Here is a 12,996-nt window from a genome sequence, read left to right as displayed (position 1 = left end):
TCCCGGGGGGGTTCGGGGGGGCAGAGCCCCCCTTCCGACCTCAGACGCCTTCCCGAACCGTGTCGATCATGCGCTGCACATTGCCCGGATCGGCATCGGGCGTGATGCCATGACCTAGGTTGAAAATATGCGGCCCACCCGCGAAGGCCCGCACGATACGACGGGTTTCCTCGACCAGCGCCGCGCCGCCCGTAACCATGTGATGGGGCGCGAGATTGCCCTGCACGCAACCGTCCAACTGCACATGGGCCGCCGCCCAGTCGGCACTGACCGAATTGTCGAGCGCCACACAGTCGGCACCGGTGGCGCGGGCGAAACCGACGTAGCCCTCGCCCGCCTCGCGTGGGAAGGCGATGACCGGCAGGCGGGGGTGGCGCGCCTTCAGCTCGGATATGATCCGCCGGACAGGCGCTACCGCGAAATCGGTAAAATCCGCACCTTTCAGCGATCCGGCCCAGCTGTCAAAGAGCTTCACCACCTCGGCGCCCGCCTCGACCTGCGCGCTCAGATAGTCAACCGTCGCCGCGGTCAGAAGGTCGATCAGCGCCACGAAGGTCGCGCGATCCGCGGCCTTCAGCGCATGCGCGGGCCCCTGATCGGGCGTGCCGCGCCCGGCGATCATGTAGGTGGCGACAGTCCAGGGCGCACCCGCGAAACCGATGAGCGTCGTCTCCTTCGGCAGTTCGCCCGACAGGATGCGGACGGTTTCATAGACCGGCGACAGGGTCTCATGGATGGCGCCCGCCGGTTTCAGCCCGGCAAGATCGGCAGCTTTGGTGATGGTCGACAGACGCGGCCCCTCGCCGGTCTCGAACCACAGGTCCGCGCCCAGCGCCTGCGCGATCAGCAGGATGTCGGCAAAGAGGATCGCCGCGTCGAACCCGTAGCGGCGGATCGGCTGCAGGGTCACCTCTGCTGCAAGGTCCGGCGTATAGCAGAGCGACAGGAAATCCCCCGCCTTCGCCCGCGTCGCGCGATATTCCGGCAGATAGCGCCCGGCCTGCCGCATCATCCAGACGGGCGGCACCGCCTGACGCTCGCCCTTCAGGGCCTTGAGGATTGTCTTGGTCATCGGGCGCTCCTTCGGGTCCCTTCAAGGGTGCCTGCGACCCCTTGTCAAGGTGGGCGCGTCATCGGGGCCCATTGCGCGGCAGAGGGTCGCAAGCTAGGGAAGCATCATGCGACACCCGACCGAGACAGATCCCTTCCGCATCGGCACGCGCGGCTCGCCCTTGGCGCTCGCCCAGGCGCATGAGACGCGCGACCGGCTGATGGCGGCCTTCGGCCTGCCCCAGACCGCGTTCGAGATCGTGGTGATCAAGACCACCGGCGACCGGGTCCTGGACCGGCCGCTGAAGGAGATCGGCGGCAAGGGCCTTTTCACCCGCGAGATCGAGGAGGCGCTGAGCGAAGGCGCCATCGACATAGCCGTCCATTCGATGAAGGACATGCCGACCCTGCAGCCCGACGGGCTGATGCTCGACTGCTATCTGCCGCGCGAGGATGTGCGCGATGCCTTCGTCTCGCCCACGGTCGCGCGGCTTGCGGACCTGCCCGAAGGCGCGGTGGTCGGCTCCTCCTCGCTCCGCCGCCGGGCGCAGCTTTCGCACCGGCGGCCCGACCTGCGGCTGGTGGAGTTCCGCGGCAACGTCCAGACAAGGCTGAAGAAGCTGGAAGAGGGCGTCGCGGTTGCGACCTTCCTCGCCATGGCAGGCCTCAACCGCCTTGGCATGGCCCATGTCGCCCGTGCGGCGATCGAACCCGAAGAGATGCTGCCCGCCGTCGCCCAGGGCGCGATCGGGATCGAGCGGCGGGTGGCTGACAGCCGCGCCGCCGACATGCTGGCGGCCATCCATGACAGGCCGACGGGCGAACGGCTCGCCGCCGAACGGGCCTTCCTGAAACGGCTCGACGGGTCCTGCCAGACGCCGATCGCGGGGCTCGCGCTTCTTGAGGGGCCAAACCTCTGGCTGCGCGGCGAAATCCTTCGCCCCGACGGATCGGAAGCAATTTCGGGCGAACGGCGCGTCGCCATCGCCGACGGGGCGGCGGCGGGCGAGGACCTTGCGCGTGAATTGCTCGCGAAGGCCCCGAATGGCTTCTTCGACCAAGCCTGACGCTCTTCCGGCAGCGGCTCGTCGAGCACTCCGTGCACTCCTCGCAGGCGGGCACAATGCCGACGAGGCACGACGTGCCCGCGGAGGGTCGTGTCTAGGGCTTGTGGCGCTCTAGCGTGAGAAGGGCACCCATGGACAGCAAGGCGATAAAGGCCCCGAAAAGCGCCACAAGCCAGTAGCCGGCCAAGGCCGTACCCAGGACGAAGCACAAGACCGTCACCCCGTCGCCCGCGATCTTCTGCAGCGCCATCAGCGAGGCGCCCGCGCCGGGCCGGTCGGCCAGAAGCTCCTGCAGATAGGCGATGGGCTGGGTCAGGATCGCCGCGCCCCCCATCGCGCCCGGCAGGAGGAGAAGCCAGACGAAGGGCGTGGCGGCAACCGGCGCGAGCAGCGCCAGATGACAGCAATAAAGCGCTGTCCCCGCCGCGATCACCCGGGTCTGGCTGACCCGCGCCAGCACCCGGGGCAGCATCAGCATGAACGGCACTTCGAGCCCCGCCAGCCCCGCCGCATAGAGCGCCACGTCGCCCGCCGGGCGACCCGCCCCCTCCAGCACCAGCCCCAGCAGCGTCATGTAAAGCGCGACGATCGAACTCGCCGGACCAAGAAGCAGGACGCGCGCCATCACCGGCAGCGCCGACAATTCGCGCGGCGCGGAGCGACAGGCCACCCGCGATCCGCGCACCCGCCTGCGCCCGTCCGGCCCGCCAAAGGACGGCGACCAGCGCCAGCGCCGCCGCACAGGCCGCGGGATAGATCCAGAGGATATCGAGGCCGCCCCGGAAAAGCGCCGACCAGACCGGCAGGACCAGGACCCAGGGCAGGGCGAACCCGGCCCGGATCGTCGTCAGGATCGCCGGTCGCTCCGCCTCGGGCCGCTCCGCCGCCGCCTCGCGCGCGAGCGCGAAGCTTTGCACGAAGAGCGTGCCACCGAAGGGTGTCAGCACGCCATGGGCCAGAAGAAAGACCGGGACGGAGGGGAAAAGGCTCATCAGCCCGGTCCCCAGTGCTATCGCCCCTGCCGCCACCAGCGACAGGCGGCGGCGGTCAAGCCGCTGGTCGCCGAGGATGCCGAAAAGGACCGAACTGGTGACGAACACCGTCGAGGCGCAGACGATTATCGCGGCGAAGGCCTCGTGCGACAGCCCCAGCCGGTCGATCCCGATAAGCGAGGTATAGGGTCCAAGCGTCGCCCCGATCACCCCGTTCAGGATCAGGAGAAGCGCCGCGAGCCTGAGCCCGGGCGTCCGCAGAACGGGGCCAAGCGCGGGGATCATGACCGGTCGGGGATGACCTTTCCGGGATTGAGGATTCCCTGCGGATCAAGCGCCGCCTTCAGCGCCCGCATCACGTCAAGCGCGACCGGATCCTTGCGCCGCGCCATCGAGCCCTTCTTCGAAAGCCCGATCCCATGTTCGGCCGAGAAACTGCCGCCCAGATCGGCGACGATCCCCTCGACATCCTCCATCAGCCGCGCCTTCAGGTCCTTGCCGCCCGAGGCGGGCACCACCGAATAATGCAGGTTGCCGTCGCCCAGATGGGCAACCGTGATCGTCGTCGCGCCGGGGTCGAGGCGCGCAAGGCTTGCGAGCGCGCGGTCAAGGAAGTCCGCCACCCGGTCGAGCGGCACGGAAATGTCGGTATCGACCGTGTGGGCGACACCCACCATGATTTCCGCCGCCGCCTCGCGCCGGGCCCAGATCGCGCGGCGCTGCGCCTCGGTCTGGGCGATCACCGCGTCGATCACCAGACCCTCCTCGAACATGGCTCCAAGCGTGTCTTCCAGAAGGGCGGCCAGCGGCACCGTCCCATCGGGACCCGGGTCTGTATCGCGCGGCGCGGTGGCGCCAAGCTCCACCAGGATCGTCACGTCGTGGATTTCGGCAAAGGGCAGGCCGAGGTCGGGGCAGGCGACCCGCAGCCGCTCGTGATAATCGCGCGGCATGAATTCGAACGCCTCGACCAGCCCGCCCGTCGCCTCCTGCAGCCGGTTCAGAAGCGTCAGCGCCGCCGGAAGGTCGGGCACCGCCAGAACCGCCGTCGCATGGGCGCGGGGCGCGGGCACGAGCTTCATCACCGCCGCCGTGATGATGCCGAGCGTGCCTTCGGCGCCGATGAACAGCTGCTTCAGGTCGTAGCCGGTATTGTCCTTGTGCAGCTCGCTCATCAGGTTCATCACCCGCCCGTCGGCCAGCACGACCTCGAGCCCCAGACACAGCGCCCGCGTCGAGCCATAGCGCAAGACGTTCGACCCGCCCGCGTTGGTGGACAGCACACCGCCGATCATCGCCGAGCCGCGCGCCCCGAACCAGAGCGGGAAGTAAAGCCCCTCCGCCTCTGCCGCCTCGTGCAGTTGCGTCAGGATCACCCCCGCCTCGACCACCGCGAGCCGCGCATCGCGCTTGACCGCGCGGATGCGGTTCATGCGCTCGACCGACAGGACCAGCTGCCCCTCGGCGACGGCGGCCCCGGTGATGCCGGTGCGCCCGGCAGAGGGCACGATGGCCACGCCTTCGGCGGCGGCAAGTTTCACGACCGCCGCAACCTCGGCCGTATTGGCTGGCCGGACGACAGCCATCGGCGTCCAGTCATATTCGCCCATCCAGTCGCGGGAATAGGGCGCGCAGTCGCCACCCGTCAGCAGGTTTGCCGGCCCGACAATCCGGGCCACACGGTCGAGAAAGGTCATCGTGCCCTCCGATCTGCCGCCCAATCAACATTTCCTGACGCGATTTGACCAGAGGCTTCGTGAGGCTACAGTGAAGATCGGTTCCGGAGGTGCCCGATGTCGAACGATCCGCTGCTTGCGCCTTACAGGCTGAAACACCTGACGCTGAAGAACCGGGTGATGTCGACCTCGCATGAACCCGCCTATTCCGAGGACGGAATGCCGAAGGACCGCTACCGGCTCTATCACCGCGAAAAGGCGAAGGGCGGCATGGCGCTGACCATGACGGCCGGTTCGGCGGTCGTATCCGCCGACAGCCCTCAGGCCTTCGGCAACCTCCATGCCTACCGCGACGAGATCGTGCCTTACCTCAAGGCGCTTGCCGATGACGTCCATGAACATGGCGCGGCGGTGATGATCCAGCTGACGCACCTTGGCCGCCGGACCGGCTGGAACAAGGCCGACTGGCTGCCGGTCCTGTCCGCCTCGCCGATCCGCGAACCCGCCCACCGCGCCTTCCCGAAGGAGGCCGAGGACTGGGATATTGAACGGATCGTGCAGGACTATGCCGACGCGTCGGCGCGGATGCAGGCGGCGGGCCTCGACGGGATCGAGTTCGAGGCTTACGGCCATTTCATGGACAGTTTCTGGTCGCCCGCCACCAACCGGCGGACGGACGGGTGGGGCGGATCTCTGGATAACCGGCTGCGCTTCACTCATCGGGTGCTGGACGCCGTCCGCGCCGCCGTCGGCCCCGATTTCATTGTCGGGCTCAGGCTGGTCGCGGACGAGGATTGGGACAGGGGCCTGTCGCGCGAGGAAGGGGTGGAGATTGCGCGGCGGCTGGCGGCCAGCGGGAAGATCGATTTCCTCAACCTGATCCGCGGCCATATCGACACCGATGCGGCGCTGACCGGGGTGATCCCGATCTCCGGCATGGCCTCGGCCCCGCATCTCGATTTCGCGGGCGAGGTCAGGGCGGCGACGAAATTTCCGGTCTTCCACGCGGCGAAAATCTCTGACGTCGCAACCGCGCGCCATGCAATCGCGGCGGGCAAACTCGACATGGTCGGCATGACGCGGGCGCATCTGGCCGATCCGCATATCGTGCGCAAGGTCATGGCAGGCATCGAGGATCGTATCCGGCCGTGCGTTGGCGCGACCTATTGCCTCGACCGGATCTACGAGGGCGGCGAGGCGCTGTGCATCCACAATGCGGCGACGGGGCGAGAGGCGCACATGCCGCATGAGATACCGCGCGCCGAAGTCCGGCGGCGGACGGTGATCGTCGGCGCTGGACCGGCGGGGCTGGAGGCCGCGCGGGTGGCGGCGGAACGCGGGCACGAGGTGACGGTGCTGGAGGCCGCCGACCGCGCGGGCGGGCAGGTGAACCTGCTGACCCAGAACCCGAGGCGGCGCGAGATGATCGGCATCGTCGACTGGCGGCTCGCGGAGCTGGAGCGGCTGGGGGTCGATGTCCGATACAATGTCTTTGCCGAGGAGGCCGATGTCCTGGCGCTGTCGCCCGACGTGGTGGTGATCGCCACCGGCGGCCTGCCGCAGATGCCCGAAATGGCGGGCGCCGATCTGGCGATCTCGAGCTGGGACGTGATCTCGGGCGCGGTGAAGCCTACGGGCCGCGTGATGGTCTATGACGACGGCGGCGCGCATGCGGGCATGACGGCGGCCGAGATGCTGGCGCGGGCGGGCGCCGAGGTGGAACTGGTGACGCCCGAGCGGTTCTTTGCCCCCGACATGGGCGGCATGAACCATGTGCCCTACATGCGCGCCTTCCACGAGACCGGCACGCGGATCACCATCAACACCCGTGTGACCGGGGCCGCGCGGGCGGGCAACGGGTTGACGGTGACGCTCGGGTCCGATTTCGCGCCCGGCTGGCGCGAAGAGCGGCAGGTCGATCATCTGGTGGCCGAACATGGCACACTGCCGATGAGCGATCTTTACTTCGCGCTGAAGCCCGCAAGCCGCAATCTGGGCGCGGTGGACTATGCGGCCCTGACCGACACGGGCGATCCCTTCCCGGCGCGGAACCCGGCCGGTTCCTTCACGCTCTACCGCATCGGCGATGCCGTCCAGTCGCGCAACATCCATGCCGCGACCTACGACGCGCTCAGGTTCGGCATCCGCTGGTAGCCTGACCGGGTGGCGCACAGGGCGGCTCATCGTGCGCTTCGCTTCTCTTCGCCGGGGCGCCCCTGCGAAGAGCGGCGAAGAGCAGGCTTTTGCCAATCGCGCGATGGTGAAGCGCCCCGGCCTTGACGCACGCGGCCCGGGCGCCGAGGCTCCGCGGCATCAGGAGGCCACGATGCGCCACTTCGCCCTTTCCACTGCCGCCTTGCTGTTCGCAGGCCTGTCCGCTGCGGCCGAGGAAACGTCCGGCCCCTCGCAGGCGCCGCCGCCCGGCAGCTACCAACTCGACCCGGCCCATGCACGCCTGATCTTCTCGGTCAGCCACCTGGGATTTTCGGATTACACCGCATTTTTCCGCAAGATGGACGCGACACTCGGCTTCGATCCGGACAATCCAGAATCCATGACCCTGACCGCGACGGTCGATCCCTCCTCGGTCGAAACGCTCTATCCGGACCCGGCTTACGATTTCAACGCGATCCTTGCAGGCGAAAGCTTCCTCGATGCCGCCAATCACCCGGAGATCCGCTTCGCAAGTACCATCGTCCGCCAGACCGGCCCGCATGAGGCCGCCGTCACCGGCGACCTGACGCTGCACGGGACCACGAGGCCGATCACGCTCCGCGTGCGCTACAACGGCGGCTATGCGGGCCATCCGCTCGACGCGGGCGCGCGGATCGGCTTTTCCGCCGAAGGGGCGATTTTCCGGTCCGATTTCGGCATGGGTTTCGGCATTCCCGCCCCCGGCACCACGATCGGTGTCGGCGATCTGGTGACGATCCGGATCGAGGCGGAATTCCTCAACCCCGATGCGCAGGGCGTGCAGACGGGGCCGTGATCGCAAGGCGCGGCTTCAGGAGCGCGGGCGCATAAGCGACGGCAAGCAGAAGGCCGGACGCCGTGGGACAGGACGGCGGGTCCCGCCCAGATGAGCATCTGCCGCGCGTTGCCTGCGATCTGACCCATGCTTCGCAACGCCCCGGCGCGCTCATGCTGCGCCAAGCCTCTCCCTGCAGCCGGAAGGGGTGGACCTGCCATCCGTCGCGCCGCCGAAGGCGCTCAGATGCGCCGGAATGTCAGATAATGCGGCGCCCGCCCCTCGCGCAGCGCCTTCTGCTCGTAGCGCGTCGATATCCAGTCCTCCCAGGGCGCGTCGCCCTGCCCGACAAGCGCGAAGCCCGCCTTCGGCACTTCCTCCAGCGTCTGGCGGACATAATCGGGAATATCGGTCGCCACCCGGAACTCCGCTCCCGCCTTCAAGACCCGGTGCAGCTCCGCCAGATAGCCGGGCGTCACGAAGCGGCGGCGATGATGGCGGGCCTTCGGCCAGGGATCGGGATAGTTGAGGAAGGCCTTTTCGAAGGTTCCGTCCGGGCAGACGTCGAAGAGGTCGCGCACATCGCCCGGATGCAGCGCCAGGTTCTCGACCCCCGCGGCGCGGATCTTGCCCAGCAGCATCGCGACCCCATTCACGAAGGGCTCGCAGCCGACGATGCCCACCTCCGGATACAGCGCCGCCATATGCACCAGATGCTCGCCGCCGCCAAAGCCCACTTCCAGCCACAAGGGCCGGGCCCCGAAAACCCCGCCCAGATCGATCGTCTCGCGACCCGGATTGTCGGCGACCGAGATGTGCTCAAGGCTCAAACGCCCCAGATCCTCGGCCAGATAGGCCTTCTGGCTCTGCCTCAGCGTCTTGCCATGCACCCGCCCGTAGAAATTCCGCCGTCCCGTTCCGCGCTCGTCCGCCATCTCGTCTCCGGTCCTGCCTGACCGTCTCCACTTTCTGTCTGAAAATACTCCGGGAGGGTCCGGGAGGGCAGAGCCCTCCCGGCGGGTCGCCCGCGCAAGCGGGCGAACCTATCCCCGCCCGCGATAGGGCGCCACGCCCTGATCGGGGATCCAGACCCCCTCGGGCGGCGCGCCGGTCTGCCAGAAGACATCGATCGGAATGCCGCCACGCGGATACCAGTAGGCGCCGATCCTCAGCCAGACCGGTTCCAGCAGCGAGACCAGCCGCTTGGCGATATCGATCGAACAATCCTCGTGGAAGGCGCCGTGATTGCGGAAGGAATGCAGGTAGAGCTTCAGGCTCTTGCTTTCGACGAGCCAGTCCTGCGGCACGTAATCGATGACAATATGGGCGAAGTCGGGCTGGCCGGTCATCGGGCAGATCGAGGTGAACTCCGGCGCGGTGAAGCGCACCACATAAAGCGTCCCTGAATGGCCGGCAGGCACCCGTTCCAGCACCGCTGCCTCGGGGCTCTGCGGCGCTTCGGTCGCCTGCCCGAGCTGGGTCAGGCCTGACACATCGGTCTTGGTCATCCTTGTCTCCGGAATGAAAGATGCCCCTCGCGGGGCATCCTGTCCTAGCATTGCGGAGCGAAGACCGGAACCCGTGAGGGTCCCGGCACCTGCTCACACCGCTTTCTTCAGCGCCTCGGCCAGATCGGTCTTTTCCCAGCTGAAGCCGCCATCCGCCTCCGGCGCACGGCCGAAATGGCCATAGGCCGAGGTGCGGGCGAAGATCGGCTTGTTCATGCCCAGATGGGTGCGGATGCCGCGCGGCGTCAGGTCCATGACCTCGGCCACGGCTTTCTCGATCGCCGCCTCGTCCGCCTGGCCGGTGCCGTGGGTGTCGACATAGATCGAGAGCGGCTTCGCCACGCCGATCGCATAGGACAGCTGCAGCGTGCAGCGCTTGGCAAGCCCGGCCGCCACCACGTTCTTCGCCAGATAACGCGCGGCGTAGGCGGCCGAGCGATCGACCTTGGTCGGGTCCTTGCCCGAGAAGGCGCCGCCGCCGTGCGGTGCCGCGCCGCCATAGGTATCGACGATGATCTTGCGCCCGGTCAGGCCCGCGTCACCGTCGGGCCCGCCGATCACGAACTTGCCGGTCGGGTTGATCCACCATTCGGTCTTCGCCGTCAGCCAGCCTTCGGGCAGGACCTCGCGGATATAGGGCTCGACCAGAGCCCGCACGTCCGCAGACGACATGGACGCGTCGAGATGCTGGGTCGACAGGACGAGCGAGGTGACCTCTACCGGCTTGCCACCCGCATAACGGATCGACAGCTGCGACTTGGCGTCGGGGCCAAGGCGTGGCTCGATGCCGTTCTTCCTGACTTCCGCCAGACGGCGCAGGATGGCGTGGGCATACTGGATCGGGGCGGGCATCAGCTCGGGCGTCTCGTCGACCGCATAGCCGAACATGATGCCCTGATCGCCCGCGCCCTCGTCCTTGCCAGCGCCCGCATCGACGCCCTGGGCGATGTCGGCCGATTGCGCATGCAGATAGCTGTCGACCTTGAGGTTCGCCCAGTGGAACCCGTCCTGCTCGTATCCGATATCGCGCACGCAGGCGCGGGCGATGTCCTCGACCCGCTGGATGACAGTGGCCGGGCCCCGCACTTCGCCGCCGATCACGACGCGGTCGGTGGTGGCGAAGGTCTCGCAGGCGACGCGGGCAAGGGGGTCCTCGGCGAGGAAAGCATCGAGGACGGCATCCGAGATCCGGTCGCAGACCTTGTCGGGGTGCCCTTCCGAGACGCTCTCGGAAGTGAAGATATAGTCTTGTCGGGACATGAAATGCTCCATTGGGGTTACCCCCGCCACGCCAGGAAGCCGTTGTGGCGGTTCGAGGGGCAGCCCTAGCGCCCTTGTGCCCCACGGTCAATGGCCAGTCGGCGCCTGTTCAGCGCAATGACCCCTATGCAACCCAGAAGCAACATCGTTGCCGGTATGTCGCCAGTGCGGGCGTAAAGCGTCGCGGGCAGGGCGGGCGGTACCGCCGTGTCGATCCAGCCGTCGGTGTCGAGAGGCAGGGTCTGCAGCACCCGCCCCTTCGCATCAATCACCGCGGTCACGCCGGTGTTGGCATCGCGCAACAGCGGCAGCCCCTGTTCGATCGCCCGAAGCCGCGCCTGCGCTAGATGCTGGTAGGGCCCGGCGAGCGATCCGAACCAGCCGTCGTTCGTGACCTGCAGGATCCAGTCGGCGCGGCCCGGAAAAGCACGCAGGTCCTGGGGGAAGACGGCTTCGTAGCAGATCAGCGGCAGGACGCGCCCGGCCCGGCCGAGGTCGAGAAGCTTCGCCTCCGTGCCTGACGAATAGCCGTTCCCGGCCTGGGCCGCGAAGGCGGAAATGCCGAACCGTCCGAAGAGGTCGCCCAGCGGGATATATTCGCCGAACGGCACCAGATGCAGCTTGTCATAAAAGCCGGTCAGCCGCCCTTCGCCGTCGAAGGCGGCGAGCGTGTTGAAGTAGCGCAATCCTTCTTCGCGCTGGAGGCCGACCGCCAGCGGCACGCCTCCGGAGGCGACGCGCGCCTCCTCGATAATCGGTCCGGCGCTGTCGAGAAGATAGGGTACCGAGGTTTCGGGCCACACGATCAGGTCGAGCGGCACTTCGGACGGCGCGGCGGAAGCCGCGACCATCCGGTCGAGGAAGACATTCCACATGCCCGCCTGCCATTTCAGCGACTGGGTCGCATTCGGCTGGACAAGGCGGACCTGGATCGCCGGATCGCGCGGCGCGAGCGGCTGAGCGAGCCGCACGTTGCCCGCCGCCCAGACCCCAGCGAGGAGCGCCGAGGCACAGCCGCAGGCGACGACGAGCGGCCCAATCCGGCCAAGGGCCAGAACCGGCAGGCCGACAAGACCGAGGGTCAGCGCCGACAGAAGGATCGGCCCGCCATATGCTGCCATCTGCGCCACCGGCGTGTCGATCCAGACATGCCCGGCAAGCGCCCAGGGAAAGCCGGTGAAAACATAGCTCCGCGCAAGGTCTGCCAGACCGAAGCCCAGTGCCGCGCCAAGAACCCGGCCCGCCCAGCCGCGCCCCAGCCCCGCGCCCAGCGCCGCCGCGCCCCAGAAAAGCGCAAGCCCCGTCGCCATGAAAGTAACACCGAAAGGCGCCATCCAGCCGTCGCGCGCGGGATCGACCAGAAAGGGCTCGACGATCCAGAACATCGCCGCAGCGAAATGCCCTGTCCCCGCCGCCCAGCCCCGGAAGAAACGCTGACGCCAGCCCTCCGCGCTGGCCACATGCCACAGGATCACGCCATAGCCAGAAAGTGACAGCGCCCAGAGCCCCCAGGGCGCCTGCCCGGCCGCCGCCGCCACGCCCGCGAGCGCGGGCAGCACGGCGGCCCGCGATAAAGCCGTCAGTCGGTTCATTCCTGCGGACGCGGCAGGCGCACTCTCAGCCGCTTGACCCGGCGCGGATCGGCCTCGACCACCTCGAAGATCACGCCGCCCTCGCTTTCGACCGTCTCGCCTTTCAGGGGCACCCGACCCGCCAGCATGAAGACCAGACCGCCGAGCGTGTCGATCTCCTCTCGGTCTTCCTCGTCGGCCAGCCGCATGCCGATCTCGGCCTCGAAATCCTCAAGGGGGGCGCGGGCCTGCACCAGATACTGGAAGGGCTTTTCCAGCACCCACAGCTTGTCCTCGGCCTCGTCATGTTCGTCGTCGATCTCGCCGATCACCTCTTCGATGATGTCCTCGATCGTCAGCAGCCCGTCGACGCCGCCATATTCGTCGATCAGAAGCGCCATATGGGTGCGTTCGGCCTGCATCTTCTGCAAGAGCACGCCCAGCGTCATCGACGGTGGCGCATAGATCAGCGGGCGCAGCATCTTCGTCAGGCTGAACTTCGGCTTCACCTCGGCGAAGGCATAGTCGAGCGCCAGGTCCTTCAGGTGGACAAGCCCCAGCGGATTGTCGAGCGAGCCCTTGTAGACCGGCAACCTCGAAAAGCCGCTTTCCCTGAAACGCGCGATCAGATCGTCGAGGGGGATGGTCGAGGGGACGGCGACGATCTCGGCCTTGGGAATGGCAATGTCGTCGACGCGCAGCTTCCTGAGATTTCCGACCCCCGGCAGGGCCACCTTGGCGGGCGAGGCGCCGCTTTGCCCGTCATCGGCGTCTTCTTCGGTGTCCGGAGCCGAAAAGGCCCTGAGGATCCTCCCGAAAAATCCGCCCTCGCGACTACTGTCGCCAGCAGCGCCTTCTCCGCCCTCGGCGGAGACCGTATCTGCCTGTTCACCCATTCCGGTCC

At 67.8% G+C, this 12,996-nt stretch carries 11 protein-coding genes and 1 riboswitch; of the genes, 3 read left to right on the top strand and 8 right to left on the bottom strand.

Features of this window, described 5'->3' with window-relative positions:
• Window positions 1-40: 40 nt before the first annotated feature.
• Complete coding sequence (gene hemE, locus P0645_RS14655) at window positions 41-1,072, bottom strand: uroporphyrinogen decarboxylase (RefSeq protein WP_284165326.1); 1,032 nt, start codon at window positions 1,070-1,072, stop codon at window positions 41-43.
• 106 nt (window positions 1,073-1,178) lie between these two features.
• Between hemE and hemC the strand changes: the two genes are divergently transcribed.
• Window positions 1,179-2,117 carry a hydroxymethylbilane synthase gene (hemC, locus tag P0645_RS14650; protein WP_284165325.1) on the top strand — a complete coding sequence of 313 codons (939 nt, stop codon included), beginning with the start codon at window positions 1,179-1,181 and terminating at the stop codon, window positions 2,115-2,117.
• Between the two features lie 94 nt (window positions 2,118-2,211).
• Here the strand turns inward: hemC and P0645_RS14645 are convergent, their stop codons facing one another.
• Both P0645_RS14645 and P0645_RS14640 read right to left on the bottom strand, forming a co-directional pair.
• The gene (locus tag P0645_RS14645) at window positions 2,212-2,787 is read right to left on the bottom strand and encodes an MFS transporter (protein ID WP_284165324.1); all 576 of its coding nucleotides are present in this window, start codon (window positions 2,785-2,787) and stop codon (window positions 2,212-2,214) included.
• A 603-nt stretch (window positions 2,788-3,390) separates the two neighbouring features.
• Complete coding sequence (locus P0645_RS14640) at window positions 3,391-4,806, bottom strand: FAD-binding oxidoreductase (protein ID WP_284165323.1); 1,416 nt, start codon at window positions 4,804-4,806, stop codon at window positions 3,391-3,393.
• 96 nt (window positions 4,807-4,902) lie between these two features.
• On the opposite strand from P0645_RS14640, the gene P0645_RS14635 reads away from it, so the two are divergent.
• Window positions 4,903-6,939, top strand: a complete 2,037-nt coding sequence (locus P0645_RS14635; protein WP_284165322.1) for an oxidoreductase — start codon at window positions 4,903-4,905, stop codon at window positions 6,937-6,939.
• Window positions 6,940-7,111: 172 nt separating this feature from the next.
• Window positions 7,112-7,774 carry a YceI family protein gene (locus P0645_RS14630; protein WP_284165321.1) on the top strand — a complete coding sequence of 221 codons (663 nt, stop codon included), beginning with the start codon at window positions 7,112-7,114 and terminating at the stop codon, window positions 7,772-7,774.
• 221 nt (window positions 7,775-7,995) lie between these two features.
• On the opposite strand, the gene trmB is transcribed toward P0645_RS14630, so the two are convergent.
• From trmB to P0645_RS14605, 5 genes are all read right to left on the bottom strand, one after another.
• The gene (gene trmB, locus P0645_RS14625) at window positions 7,996-8,688 is read right to left on the bottom strand and encodes a tRNA (guanine(46)-N(7))-methyltransferase TrmB (protein WP_284165320.1); all 693 of its coding nucleotides are present in this window, start codon (window positions 8,686-8,688) and stop codon (window positions 7,996-7,998) included.
• Between the two features lie 108 nt (window positions 8,689-8,796).
• Window positions 8,797-9,261 carry a preQ(1) synthase gene (gene queF, locus P0645_RS14620; protein ID WP_284165319.1) on the bottom strand — a complete coding sequence of 155 codons (465 nt, stop codon included), beginning with the start codon at window positions 9,259-9,261 and terminating at the stop codon, window positions 8,797-8,799.
• A 93-nt stretch (window positions 9,262-9,354) separates the two neighbouring features.
• Entirely contained in the window at window positions 9,355-10,521 is a 1,167-nt protein-coding gene (metK, locus tag P0645_RS14615) for a methionine adenosyltransferase (RefSeq protein ID WP_284165318.1), read from the bottom strand.
• A 4-nt stretch (window positions 10,522-10,525) separates the two neighbouring features.
• A riboswitch (SAM-SAH riboswitch) is annotated at window positions 10,526-10,575 on the bottom strand.
• A gap of 11 nt (window positions 10,576-10,586) precedes the next feature.
• A complete protein-coding gene (lnt, locus tag P0645_RS14610; RefSeq protein ID WP_284165317.1) occupies window positions 10,587-12,113 on the bottom strand; it encodes an apolipoprotein N-acyltransferase in 1,527 nt (508 codons plus the stop codon).
• Window positions 12,110-12,988 carry a CBS domain-containing protein gene (locus P0645_RS14605; RefSeq protein ID WP_284165316.1) on the bottom strand — a complete coding sequence of 293 codons (879 nt, stop codon included), beginning with the start codon at window positions 12,986-12,988 and terminating at the stop codon, window positions 12,110-12,112. Before P0645_RS14605 ends, lnt begins: the two co-directional genes overlap by 4 nt.
• Window positions 12,989-12,996: the final 8 nt, after the last annotated feature.

The organism is Frigidibacter sp. SD6-1 (assembly GCF_030143255.1).
Taxonomy (GTDB): domain Bacteria; phylum Pseudomonadota; class Alphaproteobacteria; order Rhodobacterales; family Rhodobacteraceae; genus TMP-24.
This window is presented reverse-complemented; position numbering and strand designations above follow the sequence as displayed.